Origin of the sequence: Burkholderia sp. KJ006 (assembly GCF_000262695.1) — a bacterium.
Classification (GTDB): domain Bacteria; phylum Pseudomonadota; class Gammaproteobacteria; order Burkholderiales; family Burkholderiaceae; genus Burkholderia; species Burkholderia vietnamiensis.
Window position 1 is genome coordinate 2,231,201 of record NC_017920.1, and the last position, 16,652, is coordinate 2,247,852.

Here is a 16,652-nt window from a genome sequence, read left to right on the forward strand (position 1 = left end):
CTCATCATGAAACTGAACGAGCATCTATCCACCCTGCCGCGCGACATGGTCGCCGGCATCGTCGTGTTCCTCGTCGCGCTGCCGCTTTGCCTCGGTATCGCGAATGCATCCGGCGTCGAGCCGTTCGCCGGGCTCGTGTCCGGCATCGTCGGCGGGATCGTCGTCGCGCTGCTCAGCGGCTCGTCGCTGTCGGTGAGCGGCCCCGCGGCCGGCCTCGTCGTGATCGTCGTCGAAGGCATCGCGCAGCTCGGCAGCTTCTCCGCGTTCCTGCTCGCCGTACTGCTGTCCGGCGTGCTGCAGTTCGGCTTCGGCATGCTGCGCGCCGGCCGCTTCGCCGCTTACGTCCCGTCGCCCGTGATCAAGGGCATGCTCGCCGCGATCGGCATCCTGCTGATCGTCAAACAGATTCCGTATGCGCTCGGCATCGGCGGCGCAGGCTCACCATCGCTTGCCTCGTGGATGGCGCTGCCGACCGCGTGGGCGGCAACCGCCATCGCGATCGCGTCGCTCGCGCTGCTGCTCGCCTGGGACACGCCCGCGCTGCGCCGCTTCGCATGGGTGCGCTCGGTGCCCGCGCCGCTCGCGGTCGTCGTGCTCGGCATCGGCGCGACGCTCGTGCTCGGCGCGCTGGCGCCATCGGCCGCGCCGGGCGCCGCGCATCGCGTGACGCTTCCGGAATTCGACTCGTTGGCGGCACTCGCGGCATCGCTCAAGCACGCGGAGCTCGGCTCGAACTTCGCGCAACTGGTCAATCCGGACGTGTGGCGCGTCGCGATCACGCTGGCGGTCGTCGCGAGCCTCGAGACGCTGCTGTGCCTCGAAGCGGTCGAGCAGATCGATCCGAAGCGGCGGCCGGCGCAGCCGGACCGCGAGTTGAAGGCGCAGGGCGTCGGCAACCTCGTCGCGGGCGCGTTCGGCGGCCTGCCGATCACGTCGGTGATCGTGCGCAGCTCGGCCAACGTCAACGCCGGCGCGCAAAGCCGGATGTCGGCGATCGTGCACGGCATCCTGCTGCTCGCCAGCGTGTTCGCGCTCACCGGCCTGATCAACCTGATCCCGCTCGCGAGCCTCGCCGCGATCCTGATCCATACGGGCATCAAGCTCGCGAAACCCGCGCTGTTCCGCTCGGTGATGAACCAGGGCCCCGCGGCGTTCGTGCCGTTCGCCGCGACGATCGCGGGCGTGCTGGCCGTCGACCTGCTGTTCGGCATCGCGCTCGGCCTCGCCTGCAGCGTGCTGGCCGTCGCGGTCGCGAACCTGAAGAGCCCCGTCACGCTCGCGCAGCACGACGACCACTTCCTGCTGTCGTTCCGCAAGGACGTGTCGTTCCTCGGCAAGGTGCAGGTCAAGCATCACCTGCGCCACATCCCCGATCGGGCTGCCGTGATCATCGACGCGACGCGCGCCGACTACATCGATCACGACGTGCTCGAACTGCTCGACGCGTTCATCGCCGAGGCGCCGCGGCGCGCGATCACGGTCGAGTTCCGGCGCCGCAAGCCGGCCGCCGCCGCGGCTGCCCGCCGCTGGTCGTGGCGTGCGCCGGCCGCCGAATGACCGGCCCATGAAAAATGCCCCGTGCGGCGTATGGCCGCACGGGGCATTTCAGGTGTTACCGGCGCGCGACGCTTACGCGCGTTGCGGGTTGAGCTTGTCGTCCTTCGAGTGCAGCTTGTTCAACGCGGCGATGTACGCCTTCGCGGAAGCCGCGACGATGTCCGGGTCGGTGCCGACGCCGTTCACGATGCGCCCGTTCTTCGACAGCCGCACCGTCACTTCGCCCTGCGCCTGCGTGCCGGTCGTGATCGCATTCACCGAATAGAGCAGCAGCTCGGAACCGCTGCCGACCTCGCCCTCGATCGCGTTGAACGTCGCATCGACCGGGCCGTTGCCGCGCGCCTCGCCGGTCACCTCGCTGCCTTCGACCGCGAACACGACCTTCGCCTGCGGCTGCTCGCCGGTTTCCGAATGCTGCGACAGCGACACGAACTTGAAGTGCTCCTGCTCCTGCGCGAGCGCCGATTCTTCGGAGACGATCGCGATGATGTCCTCGTCGAAGATCTCGGCCTTGCGGTCGGCGAGATCCTTGAAGCGCATGAACGCGGCGTTCAGTTCGGCTTCGCTGTCGAGCGACACGCCGAGTTCCTGCAGCCGCTGCTTGAACGCGTTGCGGCCCGACAGCTTGCCGAGCACGATCTTGTTCGCGGTCCAGCCCACGTCTTCCGCGCGCATGATTTCGTAGGTGTCGCGCGCCTTCAGCACGCCGTCCTGGTGGATGCCCGATGCGTGCGCGAACGCGTTCGCCCCGACCACGGCCTTGTTCGGCTGCACGACGAAACCGGTGATCTGCGACACGAGCTTCGAGGTCGGCACGATCTGCGTCGTGTCGATGCCGACGTCGAGGCCGAAGTAGTCCTTGCGCGTCTTCACGGCCATCACGATTTCTTCGAGCGACGTATTGCCCGCGCGCTCGCCGAGACCGTTGATCGTGCATTCGACCTGACGCGCCCCACCGATCTTCACGCCCGCGAGCGAGTTCGCGACCGCCATCCCGAGGTCGTTGTGGCAATGCACGGAGAAGATCGCCTTGTCCGAATTCGGAATGCGTTCGCGCAGCGTCTTCACCAGGTTGCCGTAAAGCTCCGGCACGCCGTAGCCGACCGTATCGGCGATGTTGATCGTCGTCGCGCCTTCGGCGATCACCGCTTCCAGCACGCGGCACAGGAAGTCGAGATCCGAGCGGCTGCCGTCTTCCGGCGAGAACTCGACGTTGTCGGTGAACTTGCGTGCAAAGCGCACCGCGAGCCGCGCCTGCTCGAACACCTGGTCCGGCGTCATGCGCAGCTTCTTTTCCATGTGCAGCGGCGACGTCGCGATGAACGTGTGGATCCGCGCGCTGTTGGCCGGCTTCAGTGCATCGGCTGCGCGCTGGATGTCCTTGTCGTTGGCGCGCGCGAGCGAGCAGATCGTGCTGTCCTTCACGAGCCCGGCGATCGTGTGGATCGCGTCGAAGTCGCCGTTCGAGCTGGCCGCGAAACCGGCCTCGATCACGTCGACCTTCATCCGCTCGAGGTGCTTCGCGATGCGGATTTTCTCCTCCTTCGTCATCGACGCGCCGGGCGATTGTTCACCGTCACGCAACGTCGTATCGAAAATGATCAGCTTGTCTGTCATGGGGGGCTCCAGGGCTCTTTATGCGGGAATCAAACGTAATGAGATCGCGCCACCGCTGGCGACGCTCAACAACAGACGAAGCTTGACGGGGGGCGAGAACGGTCAGCGCGGCAGGCGCGCCAAAGCTAGCGCGCGTAGCGGCGCACCGGCTAGAAGGAGGGAGAGGCGGGAAAATGCGGTCATGCCGACGACTATAGCGACAATCCGCCGGGTGTGCAATCCGCCCGCACCCGGGATGCGCGGGCGCGCAGCAGGATAAGGGACAAATGAAAACGGCGGCCTCATGGCCGCCGTCGTTCCGTGGTTCGGTGCAGATGTGCGTCAGTGCTCGCGCTGCGACGAGCGCGCCGGGTTGGCACGGCCGCGCACGGCCATGTACGCCCAGAACACGTAGCCGGACAGCCCGTACAGCACGAACAGGCAGAACAGCATCAGCGGCGGATCGGACGACACCAGCACGAACGCCACCACCACCAAGAGGATCGCCGCGAACGGCACGCGATGCCGCACGTCGAGCGCCTTGCCGCTGTAGAATGGCGCGTTCGACACCATCGTCACGCCCGCGTAGATCGTCAGCACGAACGCGACCCACGGCAGCCAGCCGAGCTTCATCGGCACGCGGTTGTCGGTGGCGAGCCACACGAAGCCGGCGATCAGCGCGGCGGCGGCCGGGCTCGGCAGCCCCTGGAAGAAGCGCTTGTCGACGACGCCAATGTTGGTGTTGAAGCGCGCGAGCCGCAGCGCCGCGCCCGAGCAGTAGACGAAGGCGGCAAGCCAGCCCCAGCGGCCGAGATCCTTCAGCACCCATTCGTACATCACGAGCGCGGGCGCCACGCCGAACGACACCATGTCGGACAGGCTGTCGAACTGTTCGCCGAACGCGCTCTGCGTATGCGTCATCCGCGCGACGCGCCCGTCCATCCCGTCGAGCACCATCGCGACGAAGATGGCGATCGCGGCGATCTCGAAGCGCACGTTCATCGCCTGCACGACCGCGAAGAAGCCGCAGAACAGCGCAGCGGTCGTGAACGCGTTCGGCAGCAGATAGATGCCGCGCGTCTTCAGGAACCGCTGGCGCGCGGCGCGGCGACTTTCGCTCGGCACCGGATCCGATGCCATCACCTTGTTGCGGCGAAACGGGCGCGGCGTCTGGCTGGTGCCGTTGCGCGGCCGGCGCGGTTTGAATGCGGCCATCGTGCGTCCCGCCGTTTACTGTTCAAGTTCGGCGAGGATCGTCGACGATGCGTACACCTTCTCGCCGATCGACACCTTCGCGCGGCTGCCGAGCGGCAGATAGACGTCCACGCGCGAACCGAAGCGGATGAAACCGTAACGCTGACCGCGCGACAGCGGCTCGCCCGCGCGCACGTAGCAGAGGATCCGGCGCGCGATCAGGCCGGCGATCTGCACGGCGGTGACAGTCTTGCCGCTCGCCGTCTGGATCACGACCGCGTTGCGCTCGTTCTCGGTCGACGCCTTGTCGATCGCCGCGTTCAGGAACGCGCCCGGGAAGTACTCGACCTTCGAGATCGCACCGTCGACCGGCGAGCGCTGCGAATGGACGTTGAAGACATTCATGAACACGCTGATCTTCAGCGCTTCGCGGTTCGCATACGGATCGTGCGAGGTCTCGACCGCGACGATACGGCCGTCCGCCGGGCACAGCACCGCGTTCGGCTGCGCCGGAATCGGGCGCTGCGGATCACGGAAGAACTGGACCACGAAGACGAGCAGCAGCCAGAACGGCCATGCGAAGCCGAAGCCCCCGATGGCGTGGATCAACAACGCGATGACGGCTGCAATCGCGATGAACGGCCAGCCTTCGCGCGCGATGATCGGATGAGGATAGTTCATGGGTTCGTTCGGTGTTCGGTGAATTGCAAAGCCCGTAGGATAGCAAAAGCCGCCCGGGGCACCGTTGCCTTCGGGCGGCTTTTTGCTACCGACCCTCCACTCGGAGGGCCGGAACAGCTCGCGGAGCTTAGTTCTTCGTCTGGTCGACGAGCTTGTTCTTCGCGATCCACGGCATCATCGCGCGCAGCTTCGCACCAACCTGCTCGATCTGGTGCTCGGCCGTCAGGCGGCGGCGCGATTGCAGCGTCGGTGCGCCGGCCTTGTTTTCGAGGATGAAGCTCTTCGCGTACTCGCCCGTCTGGATGTCGGTCAGGCACTGCTTCATCGCCTTCTTCGTCTCTTCGGTGACGACGCGCGGGCCCGTCACGTACTCGCCGTACTCGGCGTTGTTCGAGATCGAGTAGTTCATGTTCGCGATGCCGCCTTCGTAGATCAGGTCGACGATCAGCTTCAGCTCGTGCAGGCATTCGAAGTACGCCATTTCCGGCGCGTAGCCGGCTTCCACCAGCGTCTCGAAACCAGCCTTGATCAGCTCGACGGTACCGCCGCACAGCACGGCCTGCTCGCCGAACAGGTCGGTTTCGGTTTCTTCGCGGAAGTTCGTTTCGATGATGCCGGCACGGCCGCCGCCGTTCGCCGCCGCATACGACAGCGCGATGTCGCGTGCTGCGCCCGACTTGTTCTGCGCGACCGCGATCAGGTGCGGCACGCCGCCGCCTTGCGAGTACGTGCCGCGCACGGTGTGGCCCGGTGCCTTCGGCGCGATCATGATCACGTCGAGGTCGGCGCGCGGGATCACCTGGCCGTAGTGGACGTTGAAGCCGTGTGCGAATGCCAGCGCCGCGCCTTGCTTGATGTTCGCGTGGACTTCCTTCGCGTACACGTCGGCGATCTGCTCGTCGGGCAGCAGCATCATCACGACGTCAGCGCCCTTCACCGCTTCGGCGACTTCCTTGACCGACAGGCCGGCGTTCTCGGCCTTGCTCCACGACGCGCCGCCCTTGCGCAGGCCGACCGTCACGTTTACGCCGCTGTCCTTCAGGTTCAGCGCGTGCGCATGGCCTTGCGAGCCGTAGCCGATGATCGTGACTTGCTTGCCCTTGATGAGGGAGAGGTCGGCGTCTTTGTCGTAGAAAACGTTCATGATGGTTCCTTCGCTAATTCAAAAATTCAACAATTCGTTCGGATTGGATACTGCGAGCCGGGACATGACGGCGCACCCGGCGTGCTGGTTGCCACCTGGTCGGCATCACACCTTCAGGATGCGCTCGCCGCGTCCGATGCCGGAGCTGCCGGTGCGCACGGTCTCGAGGATCGCGCTCGCGTCCAGCCCCTGGATGAATGCGTCGAGCTTGTCGCTCGCGCCCGTCAATTCGATCGTGTAGGTCTTTTCGGTCACGTCGATGATGCGGCCGCGGAAAATATCCGACATCCGCTTCATTTCTTCGCGCTCCTTGCCCACTGCACGTACCTTGATCAGCATCAGCTCGCGTTCGATGTGGGCACCGTCGGTCAGGTCCACCACTTTCACCACCTCGATCAGGCGGTTCAGATGCTTCGTGATCTGTTCGATCACGTCGTCCGAGCCAATGGAAACGATGGTCAGCCGCGACAGCGATTGGTCTTCGGTCGGCGCCACCGTCAAGGTTTCGATGTTGTAGCCGCGTGCGGAAAACAGACCGACCACGCGCGACAGCGCGCCCGGTTCGTTTTCCAGCAGGACGGAAATGATGTGTCTCATGTTCGCTTCTTCCAGAATGTGTCCGTGTCGATTCACTCGCGCCGCGCGCCGCCCGGTGCCGCGCCGCCCTTCGTGAAGGCGGCCGCTCCGGACCAAGCGCGCGTCGCGCCGTTACAGGTCTTCCGAGCCGAGCAGCATCTCGGTGATGCCCTTGCCGGCCTGTACCATCGGCCAGACGTTTTCGGTCGGATCGGTCTGGAAGTCGAGAAACACGGTGCGGTCCTTCAGGCGCAGCGCCTCCTTCAGCGCCGGCTCCACATCCGAAGTCTTTTCGATCCGCATGCCGACATGGCCGTACGCCTCGGCGAGCTTCACGAAGTCGGGCAGCGCATCCATGTACGAATGCGAATAGCGCTTGCTGTATTCGATCTGCTGCCACTGGCGGACCATGCCGAGATAGCGGTTGTTCAGCGAAATGATCTTCACGGGCGTGTCGTACTGCAGGCAGGTCGACAGTTCCTGGATGCACATCTGGATCGAGCCTTCGCCCGTGATGCACAGCACGTCGTCGTCCGGGTGCGCCATCTTGACGCCCATCGCTGCCGGCAGGCCGAAGCCCATCGTGCCGAGGCCGCCGGAGTTGATCCAGCGACGCGGCTTGTTGAAACGGTAGAACTGCGCGGCCCACATCTGGTGCTGGCCGACGTCCGAGCACACGAACGCGTTGCCGTCCGTCAGCTCCCACGCCTTCTCCACCACGTACTGCGGCTTGATGATCTCGCTTTCGCGGTCGAACTTCAGGCAGTTCTTGCCGCGCCAGCCTTCGATGTCCTTCCACCACTGCGCGAGCGCTTCGGTGTCGGGGCCATGCTCGGCCGTCTGCAGCTGCTCGATCAGCTCCTTCAGCACTTCCTTCACGTCGCCGACGATCGGAATGTCGACCTTCACGCGCTTGGAAATGGACGACGGATCGATGTCGATGTGGATGATCTTGCGCGGACGCGACGCGAAGTGCGCCGGGTCGCCGATCACGCGGTCGTCGAAGCGCGCACCGATCGCGATCAGCACGTCGCAGTGCTGCATCGCCATGTTCGCTTCGTACGTGCCGTGCATGCCGAGCATGCCGAGGAATTTCTTGTCCGACGCGCGATAACCGCCGAGGCCCATCAGCGTGTTCGTGACCGGGTAGCCGAGCAGGTCGGCGAACTGGTTCAGCTCGCGCGACGCATCGGCGAGGATGATGCCGCCGCCCGTGTAGATATACGGACGCTTCGCGGACAGCAGCAGCGACACGGCCTTGCGGATCTGGCCCGAATGCCCCTTCGTGACCGGGTTGTACGAGCGCAGCGACACGCTCTTGACCGGCTCGTACGGGCACGGCGTCTTGGAGATGTCTTTCGGGATGTCGATCAGCACGGGGCCCGGACGGCCGGTGCGGGCGATGTAGAACGCCTTCTTGACCGTCTCGGCGAGGTCGCGCACGTCCTTCACGAGGAAGTTGTGCTTCACGCACGGACGCGTGATGCCGACCGTATCGCACTCCTGGAACGCGTCCTGACCGATCGCGGCAGTCGGCACCTGGCCGCTGATCACGACCATCGGGATCGAATCCATGTAGGCCGTCGCGATGCCGGTCACCGCATTGGTGACGCCGGGGCCGGACGTGACGAGACAGACGCCGACGTTGCCGGTGGAACGCGCATACGCATCGGCTGCGTGCACGGCCGCCTGTTCGTGGCGCACCAGCACGTGCTGAATCTTGTCCTGCTTGTAGAGCTCGTCGTAGATGTAGAGTACCGAGCCGCCGGGATAACCCCAGATGAATTCGACCTTTTCGTCGGCCAGTGCCTTCATGAGCACGGTGGCGCCGATGGAGTCGCTATCGGGAGGGGAAAGGGGTTCCGACGTGGAGAATTCCGCGCTGGGCATGTTCATTTTGACCTTTCGAATTTTCGGCAAAAAATTGATCGGGTGCTCTCTGCCGGGCTTGTGGCTCGGGTTCAAGCGGCGCGTCTAGTTTGAAGGGCGGGCTTCATGGGCCAGCCTCAAATGAGACCATCACTTCATGTTGCGAATCGCTGACGATATCCGGTCGCGAAAGGGTCGTCAAGCAAAATATCCCGCGCCGCATCATTGCCGCGGCCGCCCGCCCCATGCCCGGTGCTCGCGCGCAACGTGCCGCGCCGCAACCGGTGCCAAGCCGCGCGAAAATTTGTTAGCATCCGCGGGTTTTACGAAATTTTTCGACCTTTCACACGCCGCAGTCCGCAGCGCATACCTTTACGGAATGGCATCAGACAAGGAACTCGCCGACTTTCTGGCGGGCGTCGAAAGGCGCGCGTTCAAGCAGGCTGCGTACGCCGTGCGCGACGACGATGCGTCGCTCGACATCGTGCAGGACGCGATGATCAAGCTGGCGGAGAAATACGGCGACCGGCCGGCGGCCGAGCTGCCGCTGCTGTTCCAGCGGATCCTGCAGAACGCGATCCACGACTGGTTCCGCCGTCAGAAAGTCCGCAATACGTGGGTCACGCTGTTCTCGTCGCTCAACAGCGGCGACGACGAAGACTTCGATCCGCTGGAAACGCTCGAATCCGCGGATGACAATGCAGGAGTCGAAAGCACCGAGCACCGCCTCGAGCGCGAGCAGGTCCTGGCCCTCATCGACGAGGAAATCCAGAAACTCCCGACGCGTCAACGGGAAGCGTTCCTGATGCGTTATTGGGAAGATATGGATGTCGCCGAGACTGCCGCCGCAATGGGGTGCTCCGAAGGCAGCGTCAAGACGCACTGCTCGCGAGCCACCCACACGCTGGCGCACGCGCTCAAGGCCAAAGGAATCACGCTATGAGCTCCGCCCCCGTAAATCGAGAACACGAATTCGCGCTGAAGGTTCGCCGCGCGCTGGACGAACGTGCCGCGGCGCTGCCTGCCGCGACCACCGATCGCCTGGCCGCCGCGCGCCGCGCCGCGCTCGCGCGCAAGAAGCCGGAAGCGGCCAGCGCGCCGGTGTTCGTGCCGGCCTTCGCCGGTGCGGCCGGTGCCTACGGCACGCCGCCCGCGAGCCGCCCGCGCGCGTCGTTCGCGCGCCGGCTGCTGCGCGCGTGGCCGCTCGCCCTGCTGCTCGCGGGACTCGTCGGCATTGCTTACTGGGAAGACATGCAGCGCACCGCCGAACTCGCCGACATCGACGCGGCGATGCTCAGCGACGACCTGCCGCTCAACGCGTATCTCGATCACGGGTTCAACGCGTATCTTTCGCGCGCACGCTAACAGACAATAAACGAGGGGATCGCACGGGTGAGTCAGAAACGCGGCCTGGCCGTATTTTTCGGATGCGTGATCGCGATCGCCGTTTCGTACGTCGCCACCTACTCCCGATTCAACCCGCCGCCCGCGGCGGTCTCGCCCGCGGCCACCAGTGCGCCCGCGCCGACCTCCTCCGCCGTCGGGCTGACCGCCGATCTCGCGCCACTTCCGCTTCCGCTGCCGGCCGCCAACGGCCCGCTGTCGTGGGCGCGCCTGAGCGCGGCCCAGCGCGCGGCGCTCGCGCCGTTTGCCGATCAGTGGGACGGCTTCAGCGACGCTCGCAAGCGAAAATGGCTGAGGATCGCGTCACGTTTCGCGAAGTTGACACCCGAAGCGCAGAAACAGCTGCAGGAGCGAATGGCCGAATGGGCGCACATGACGCCCGAGCAGCGACGCGTCGCGCGCGAGAACTATCAGAGCGCGAAGGAACTGTCCGCGCAGGCGCGCGAACGCGCGTGGAAAGCCTATCAGCAATTGCCCGAGGAACAGAAGGAGCGGCTCGCCGCGACCGAACGCCGGCGCCGGCCGAGCGTCGTCAGCGCGCCGCCGACCGGCGCGGACCGCGACGTGCGCCGCCTCGTGCATGCGCGCGAGCATCCGGCCAGCAACCCGGCCGCCGCGGTACCCGCTTCGGCCGGCGCGGGCATGCCGCCCGCCGCCTCGGCCACCTCCGGCGCACCGCCGGCCGCCACGCCGGTGTCGCCCGTCGACGCCCCGTCACTGTTCAAGGGTTCCTGAACTGCCGTGGCGAGCGCTCCCGCAGCCACCCAAGACTCGAGCGACGCCGTGCCGTCCGTGCGCCGGCGCCTCGCCGCGATGCTGTATGAAGCCGTCCTGCTGTTCGGCGTGGTGTTCTTCGCCGCGCTCGCCTTCAGCGTCGTGCTGCAACAGCGCAACGGCCTCGTCCATCACAACCTGCTCGCCGCGTGGATCGCGCTCGTGGTCGGCGCGTACTTCCTGTGGTTCTGGACCCACGGCGGTCAGACGTTGCCGATGAAGACCTGGCGGCTGCGGCTCGAATCGTCGAACGGCCAGCCGCTGACCGCCGGTCACGCGCTCGTGCGCTATGCGCTCGCCTGGCTGTGGTTCCTGCCGCCGCTCGCGCTGCATCCGTTGCTCGGCCTGTCGGTGCCCGTCACCCTCGCGCTCGCGGCCGCGTGGATCGCGGCCTGGGCCGGCGCGGCCCGTCTGCACGCCGGGCGGCAGTTTCCGCACGATCGACTCGCGCGCACGCGCGTCGTCGCGGTTTCGCGTTGATGCGCTGAGCTGCTCGGGCCGCTTCCTCGGCCTGCTTTGCTTCCCCGCTGCTCCGTCGCCGCTAGCGGCCGGCTTCACATTCCCCTGACGAAACCGCACGCGGTCTCCGCAAACGCCCGGCCGTCCCGCCACCCGCGAGCCAGCACCCCAAACCCGGGCGCCCAATCACGCAACACCACCCCACCCCCGACTAAACAAGCAATCACGACAGTAATAAGAACGTCTCGTGACTGTCATGGCATGGTCACGCCCGCGTGGCGCAATGCCGGTAATGTCAACCGGCGCGAGTCATGCATGGGCCAGAAAACGTCCGCGACCTCACTGTTCCGTCAACCGATCGGCGCCCGCGCCGCCACCGCCTTCCTGTCCGGCGCCGCCGCGGCCGGCGCGCTGTCGCCGCATGAGCCGCCCGCTGCGCACGCGACGCAGCACGACGATTCCGAATCGTCGATGCATCGCTACCGCACGATCTGGCTGTCGGACATCCACCTCGGCTCGAGCGGCTGCCAGGCGCCGTACCTGCTCGACTTCCTGCGCCACAACGATTCGGAATACCTGTACCTGGTCGGCGACATCATCGACGGCTGGCAACTGAAGAAGGGCTGGTACTGGCCGCAGGCGCACAACGACGTCGTGCAGAAGATCCTGCGCAAGGCGCGCAAGGGCACGCAGGTCGTCTACATCCCCGGCAATCACGACGAAGGCGCGCGGCAGTTCTGCGATCTCGCGTTCGGCGACATCCAGGTGCGCGGCGAAGCGTTCCACACGACGCTCGCAGGCAAACGTTTGTGGATCGTGCACGGCGACCTGTTCGACGGCGTGATCCAGCACGCGAAGTGGCTCGCGTACCTCGGCGACACGCTGTACACGCTGATCCTCGTGCTGAACCGGTGGTTCAACCGGATCCGCAGCCGGCTCGGCTTCCAATACTGGTCGCTGTCGCAGTACCTGAAGCACCAGGTGAAGAACGCCGTCAATTTCATCTCGAAGTTCGAGAACGTGATGACCGACGAAGCGCGCCGCCGCGGCTGCGACGGCGTCGTGTGCGGACACATCCACAAGGCCGAAATCCGCGACATCGACGGCGTCCTGTACTGCAACGACGGCGACTGGGTCGAAAGCCTGTCCGCGCTCGTCGAGACGACGGAAGGTGAACTGAAGGTCGTCTACTGGACGGCGATGCGCGCCGCACCGTCCGCAGCCCCGTCGCGCAAGGCCAAGGCGGCCGCCTGACACAACCCAACTTACAGGACACAGCCGCGATGAAGATCATGCTCGTCACCGACGCGTGGGAACCGCAGGTCAACGGCGTCGTACGCACGCTCAAGAGCACGTCGCGCGAGCTCGCCGCGCTCGGCCATCGGGTCGAGATGCTGACGCCGCTCGAATTCCGTACGGTGCCCTGTCCGACCTACCCGGAGATCCGTCTGTCGATCCTGCCGTACCGCAAGCTGCGCGCGCGGATCGACGCGTTCGCGCCCGATGCGCTGCACATCGCGACCGAAGGCCCGCTCGGTCTCGCCGCGCGCCGCTACGCGCGCGCGCGCAAGCTGCCGTTCACGACCGCGTATCACACGCGCTTTCCCGAATACGTGCAGGCGCGCTTCGGCATCCCGCTGGCGGCGACCTACCGCTTCCTCCATTGGTTCCACGCGCCGTCGCGCGCGGTGATGGCGCCGACACCGGTCGTGAAGCAGGATCTCGAGAAGTTCGGCTTCACGAACGTCGTGCTGTGGACCCGCGGCGTCGACCTCGACATCTTCCGGCCGATGGACTCGAAGGTGCTCAACACGGCGCGGCCGATCTTCCTGTACGTCGGGCGCGTCGCGATCGAGAAGAACGTCGAGGCGTTCCTGCGTCTCGATCTGCCGGGCTCGAAGTGGGTCGCGGGCGAAGGCCCGGCGCTCGCGGAGCTGAAATCGCGCTACCCGGAAGCGAACTATCTCGGCGTCCTGTCGCAAGCCGAGCTCGCGAAGGTGTATGCTGCGGCCGACGTGTTCGTGTTCCCGAGTCGCACCGACACGTTCGGCCTCGTGCTGCTCGAGGCGCTCGCGTGCGGCACGCCGGTTGCCGCGTACCCCGTCACCGGCCCGATCGACGTGCTCGGCGGCGGCAATGCGGGCGCGATGCACGAGGACCTGCAGGAAGCCTGCCTCGAGGCGCTGAAGATCGAACGCGACACCGCGCGCGCGTGGGCCGAGCGCTTCTCGTGGCGCGCGGCGTCCGAGCAGTTCGCGTCGCATCTGCAGCCGCTGCCGAAGACTGCGTACTCGCCCGCCGAAGGTGCTGCCATTTGAAACGAGACCTGAACGACCACACCTCACCGACTGCCGCAACGGCACCCACGCATCGCCCGTTCGACGAAGAAGAGCCGCACGCCGACACCGACGCGCACGCGTCCGAGCCGCTCGGCCCCGACGACGGCCTCGCGCCGCTGCCGCCGAACCCGTACAAGCGCCATCGCGGCATCACGCGCGCGTGGTACGCGCTGCGCCATTCGCTGAACGGGCTGCGCGTCGCGATCCGCGAGGAAAGCGCGTTCCGGCAGGAGCTCACGCTCGCCGCGGTAATGCTGCCGGCCGGCGCGTTCGCGCCGGTGCCGGCCGCATCGCGCGCGCTGCTGATCGCGTCGGTGCTGCTGGTGCTGATCGTCGAACTGCTGAATTCGAGCGTCGAGGCCGCGATCGACCGCATCTCGCTCGAGCGCCACGAGCTGTCCAAACGCGCCAAGGACTTCGGCAGTGCGGCCGTGACGATCGCGCTGTTCGCCTGCGTGACGACCTGGGGCTTCGTGCTGGGGCCGGTGGTGGCGGGCTGGCTGGGCTTCTAGCCGAACACGCCGGCGCGCCGGTGCGGCGGCGCACCATGCGTCGCGCGCATTGCGATGACGAAATGCGCGCGACGCGGGGAAACAGCGGTTTATAATCGTCCGCCAGACTTAGAACAGCAACCCGCGCCGGACGAATCTCGCAGCATCGATTGCAGCGCCCGCCAGTCCGGCATACAAAGGGCCGGACGACATGGAAGCGAAACCTCCCCGCCGCACCCGCGAACGGATTCTCGAGTTGTCGTTGAAACTCTTCAACGAGATCGGCGAGCCGAACGTCACGACCACGACGATCGCCGAGGAAATGGAAATCAGTCCAGGCAACCTGTACTACCATTTCCGCAACAAGGACGACATCATCAACAGCATCTTCGCGCAGTTCGAGCAGCAGATCGAACGGCGGCTGCGCTTTCCCGAAGATCACCGTCCCACCATCGACGAGACCTGGTCGTACCTGCAGTACATGGCCGATTTCATGTGGACCTACCGGTTCCTGTATCGCGACCTCAACGACCTGCTCGCGCGCAATCGCACGCTCGAAACCCACTTCAAGCAGATCATCAGCCACAAGGTGCGCTTCGCGCACGACATGTGCGAGCTGCTCGTGTCCGACGCCGAGATGGTCGCGACGCCTGCCGAAATCGAAGTCATCGCCACCAACATGGCCGTGATCTCGACGTACTGGCTGTCGTATCAGTACGTGATGCATCCGCGCAAGTACAACGACCAGGACGCGATCCGCGAAGAGCTGCACCAGGTCAGCATGCACGTGATCTCGATCATGGCCCCGTACCTGCGCGGCCGCTCGCGTCAGCTGTTCGACGATCTGGTGTCCGGCAAGCTGCCCAAGCGCGAGTTCACCGACTACCTGCCGCCGCGCGACGGGTCGCCGCGCGCCGCCGGCAGCAGCGCCGCCGCCGCCACGAAGCCGGCCGCGAAGGACGTGAAGCAATGAAGGCTGTCTGCGTGTATTGCGGCTCGTCGTCCGGCGTGCGGCCCGTCTATGCGGACGCCGCGCGCGCGTTCGGCCGTGCGCTCGTCGCGGCGGACCTCACGCTCGTCTACGGCGGCGGGCGCGTCGGCCTGATGGGCACGATCGCCGACGAAGTGATGGCGGCCGGCGGCCGTGCGGTCGGCGTGATTCCCGAACTGCTGGTCGACAAGGAAGTCGGCCATACGGGGCTGTCCGAGCTGCACGTCGTCCCGGACATGCACCACCGGAAGAAGATGATGGCCGACCTCGCCGACGCATTCGTCGCGATGCCCGGCGGCGCCGGCACGCTCGAGGAGCTGTTCGAGGTCTACACCTGGGCGCAACTCGGCTATCACCGCAAGCCGGTCGCGCTGTACAACATCGATTCGTTCTACGACCCGCTGATCGCGATGCTGCGCCATACGGTCGACGAAGGCTTCATGCGGCCGACCTATTTCGACACGCTGTGCATCGGTGCCGAACCGGTCGCGCTGATCGAGCAGCTACGCCGCTACCAGCCGCCCGCGCGCGACAAGTGGGCGCCCGACGCCGCCAAATAACGCGCCGACAACGCTCCAACGCTCGGCCGCCCGAGCACTCACCCGAGTCCGCAGATGATGCCCTCGCCGTCCGACCGCAAGACCGTTCTCATCACCGGCGCGAGCCGCGGCATCGGCCGCGCGAGCGCCGTGCTCGCGGCGGCGCGCGGCTGGGACGTCGGCATCAACTACACGCGCGACGCGGCGGCCGCCGAACTGACCGCACGAGCCGTGCGCGACGCCGGCGGCCGCGCGTGCGTGGTCGCGGGCGACGTGTCGAACGAAGCGGACGTCATCGCGATGTTCGACGCCGTCGCGACCGCGTTCGGCCGCCTCGACGCGCTCGTCAACAACGCGGGCATCGTCGCGCCGTCGATGCCGCTCGCCGACATGTCGGTCGACCGCTTGCGGCGCATGTTCGATACCAACGTGCTCGGCGCGTATCTGTGCGCGCGCGAAGCCGCGCGCCGACTGTCCACCGACCGCGGCGGGCGCGGCGGCGCGATCGTCAACGTGTCGTCGATCGCGGCTCGGCTCGGCTCGCCGAACGAGTACGTCGACTATGCCGGCTCGAAAGGGGCGGTCGATGCGCTGACGATCGGCCTCGCGAAGGAACTGGGCCCGCATGGTGTGCGGGTCAACGCGGTGCGCCCCGGCCTGATCGAGACCGAGATCCATGCGAGCGGCGGCCAGCCCGACCGCGCGGCCCGGCTCGGCGCGCAGACGCCGCTCGGCCGCGCGGGCGAAGCGCACGAGATCGCCGAAGCGATCGTGTGGCTCATCAGCGACGCGGCGTCGTACACGACCGGCGCGCTACTGGACGTCGGCGGCGGCCGCTGATCCGGCCCCAGGGCGGCCGCCCCGGCCGCCGCCCGACTCGCCCGGTGGTCACAACACCACAAATCTCCACAATATCGTGGCGCTCCCAGTAAACATTCGTAACAGTTCCGTGGTCTACTAGCGCCCAGCGACGCAACCGGCCATCCGGCTGCCAGGTCGCGTCGATGCAAACCAAAACGGCCCGGCCAATGTCGCCGG

General features: G+C 66.4%; 17 protein-coding genes. 11 read left to right on the forward strand and 6 right to left on the reverse strand.

Features of this window, described 5'->3' with window-relative positions; translation table 11 throughout:
• Positions 1-6 precede the first annotated feature (6 nt).
• Complete coding sequence (locus tag MYA_RS10045) at positions 7-1,557, forward strand: SulP family inorganic anion transporter (RefSeq protein WP_014723364.1); 1,551 nt, start codon at positions 7-9, stop codon at positions 1,555-1,557.
• Between the two features lie 72 nt (positions 1,558-1,629).
• On the opposite strand, the gene MYA_RS10050 is transcribed toward MYA_RS10045, so the two are convergent.
• From MYA_RS10050 to MYA_RS10075, 6 genes are all read right to left on the reverse strand, one after another.
• The gene (locus MYA_RS10050) at positions 1,630-3,174 is read right to left on the reverse strand and encodes a 2-isopropylmalate synthase (RefSeq protein WP_014723365.1); all 1,545 of its coding nucleotides are present in this window, start codon (positions 3,172-3,174) and stop codon (positions 1,630-1,632) included.
• 321 nt (positions 3,175-3,495) lie between these two features.
• Positions 3,496-4,368 (reverse strand): CDP-diacylglycerol--serine O-phosphatidyltransferase, encoded by an 873-nt coding sequence (gene pssA / locus MYA_RS10055; RefSeq protein WP_011885545.1) that lies wholly within the window; start codon positions 4,366-4,368, stop codon positions 3,496-3,498.
• A 15-nt stretch (positions 4,369-4,383) separates the two neighbouring features.
• Positions 4,384-5,028, reverse strand: coding sequence for a phosphatidylserine decarboxylase (locus MYA_RS10060; protein WP_011885546.1), 645 nt, complete (start codon positions 5,026-5,028; stop codon positions 4,384-4,386).
• 127 nt (positions 5,029-5,155) lie between these two features.
• A complete protein-coding gene (gene ilvC / locus MYA_RS10065; protein WP_006478252.1) occupies positions 5,156-6,172 on the reverse strand; it encodes a ketol-acid reductoisomerase in 1,017 nt (338 codons plus the stop codon).
• A 105-nt stretch (positions 6,173-6,277) separates the two neighbouring features.
• Positions 6,278-6,769, reverse strand: a complete 492-nt coding sequence (gene ilvN / locus MYA_RS10070) for an acetolactate synthase small subunit (protein ID WP_006750445.1) — start codon at positions 6,767-6,769, stop codon at positions 6,278-6,280.
• A gap of 111 nt (positions 6,770-6,880) precedes the next feature.
• Positions 6,881-8,644 (reverse strand): acetolactate synthase 3 catalytic subunit, encoded by a 1,764-nt coding sequence (locus MYA_RS10075; protein WP_014723366.1) that lies wholly within the window; start codon positions 8,642-8,644, stop codon positions 6,881-6,883.
• Positions 8,645-8,996: 352 nt separating this feature from the next.
• Here MYA_RS10075 and MYA_RS10080 point away from each other — a divergent pair, with 352 nt between their 5' ends.
• From MYA_RS10080 to MYA_RS10125, 10 genes are all read left to right on the forward strand, one after another.
• On the forward strand, positions 8,997-9,560 hold the full coding sequence (locus tag MYA_RS10080; protein ID WP_011885548.1) for an RNA polymerase sigma factor: 564 nt from the start codon (positions 8,997-8,999) through the stop codon (positions 9,558-9,560).
• Positions 9,557-9,982: a DUF3619 family protein gene (locus MYA_RS10085; protein ID WP_011885549.1), complete on the forward strand. Its 426-nt coding sequence runs from the start codon at positions 9,557-9,559 to the stop codon at positions 9,980-9,982. The genes MYA_RS10080 and MYA_RS10085 overlap by 4 nt, the downstream gene beginning before the upstream one ends.
• Positions 9,983-10,009: 27 nt before the next feature.
• The gene (locus MYA_RS10090; RefSeq protein ID WP_014723367.1) at positions 10,010-10,756 is read left to right on the forward strand and encodes a DUF3106 domain-containing protein; all 747 of its coding nucleotides are present in this window, start codon (positions 10,010-10,012) and stop codon (positions 10,754-10,756) included.
• Positions 10,757-10,834: 78 nt separating this feature from the next.
• Entirely contained in the window at positions 10,835-11,275 is a 441-nt protein-coding gene (locus MYA_RS10095; protein WP_230939326.1) for an RDD family protein, read from the forward strand.
• Positions 11,276-11,569: 294 nt separating this feature from the next.
• Positions 11,570-12,508: a UDP-2,3-diacylglucosamine diphosphatase gene (locus MYA_RS10100; protein ID WP_011885552.1), complete on the forward strand. Its 939-nt coding sequence runs from the start codon at positions 11,570-11,572 to the stop codon at positions 12,506-12,508.
• 29 nt (positions 12,509-12,537) lie between these two features.
• Entirely contained in the window at positions 12,538-13,572 is a 1,035-nt protein-coding gene (locus MYA_RS10105; protein ID WP_011885553.1) for a glycosyltransferase family 4 protein, read from the forward strand.
• Positions 13,569-14,105: a diacylglycerol kinase gene (locus MYA_RS10110; RefSeq protein ID WP_011885554.1), complete on the forward strand. Its 537-nt coding sequence runs from the start codon at positions 13,569-13,571 to the stop codon at positions 14,103-14,105. The genes MYA_RS10105 and MYA_RS10110 overlap by 4 nt, the downstream gene beginning before the upstream one ends.
• A 190-nt stretch (positions 14,106-14,295) precedes the next feature.
• On the forward strand, positions 14,296-15,057 hold the full coding sequence (locus MYA_RS10115; RefSeq protein ID WP_014723369.1) for a TetR/AcrR family transcriptional regulator: 762 nt from the start codon (positions 14,296-14,298) through the stop codon (positions 15,055-15,057).
• On the forward strand, positions 15,054-15,635 hold the full coding sequence (locus MYA_RS10120) for a TIGR00730 family Rossman fold protein (protein ID WP_034194062.1): 582 nt from the start codon (positions 15,054-15,056) through the stop codon (positions 15,633-15,635). The genes MYA_RS10115 and MYA_RS10120 overlap by 4 nt, the downstream gene beginning before the upstream one ends.
• Positions 15,636-15,692: 57 nt before the next feature.
• Positions 15,693-16,454 carry an SDR family oxidoreductase gene (locus tag MYA_RS10125; protein ID WP_041493974.1) on the forward strand — a complete coding sequence of 254 codons (762 nt, stop codon included), beginning with the start codon at positions 15,693-15,695 and terminating at the stop codon, positions 16,452-16,454.
• Positions 16,455-16,652 lie beyond the last annotated feature (198 nt).

Coding starts and splice junctions, on each gene's coding strand:
- MYA_RS10045 (WP_014723364.1), top strand. CDS start 7: ATGAAACTGAACGAGCATCTATCCACCCTGCCGCGCGACATGGTCGCC.
- MYA_RS10050 (WP_014723365.1), bottom strand. CDS start 3,174: ATGACAGACAAGCTGATCATTTTCGATACGACGTTGCGTGACGGTGAA.
- pssA (WP_011885545.1), bottom strand. CDS start 4,368: ATGGCCGCATTCAAACCGCGCCGGCCGCGCAACGGCACCAGCCAGACG.
- MYA_RS10060 (WP_011885546.1), bottom strand. CDS start 5,028: ATGAACTATCCTCATCCGATCATCGCGCGCGAAGGCTGGCCGTTCATC.
- ilvC (WP_006478252.1), bottom strand. CDS start 6,172: ATGAACGTTTTCTACGACAAAGACGCCGACCTCTCCCTCATCAAGGGC.
- ilvN (WP_006750445.1), bottom strand. CDS start 6,769: ATGAGACACATCATTTCCGTCCTGCTGGAAAACGAACCGGGCGCGCTG.
- MYA_RS10075 (WP_014723366.1), bottom strand. CDS start 8,644: ATGAACATGCCCAGCGCGGAATTCTCCACGTCGGAACCCCTTTCCCCT.
- MYA_RS10080 (WP_011885548.1), top strand. CDS start 8,997: ATGGCATCAGACAAGGAACTCGCCGACTTTCTGGCGGGCGTCGAAAGG.
- MYA_RS10085 (WP_011885549.1), top strand. CDS start 9,557: ATGAGCTCCGCCCCCGTAAATCGAGAACACGAATTCGCGCTGAAGGTT.
- MYA_RS10095 (WP_230939326.1), top strand. CDS start 10,835: ATGCTGTATGAAGCCGTCCTGCTGTTCGGCGTGGTGTTCTTCGCCGCG.
- MYA_RS10100 (WP_011885552.1), top strand. CDS start 11,570: ATGGGCCAGAAAACGTCCGCGACCTCACTGTTCCGTCAACCGATCGGC.
- MYA_RS10105 (WP_011885553.1), top strand. CDS start 12,538: ATGAAGATCATGCTCGTCACCGACGCGTGGGAACCGCAGGTCAACGGC.
- MYA_RS10115 (WP_014723369.1), top strand. CDS start 14,296: ATGGAAGCGAAACCTCCCCGCCGCACCCGCGAACGGATTCTCGAGTTG.
- MYA_RS10120 (WP_034194062.1), top strand. CDS start 15,054: ATGAAGGCTGTCTGCGTGTATTGCGGCTCGTCGTCCGGCGTGCGGCCC.
- MYA_RS10125 (WP_041493974.1), top strand. CDS start 15,693: ATGCCCTCGCCGTCCGACCGCAAGACCGTTCTCATCACCGGCGCGAGC.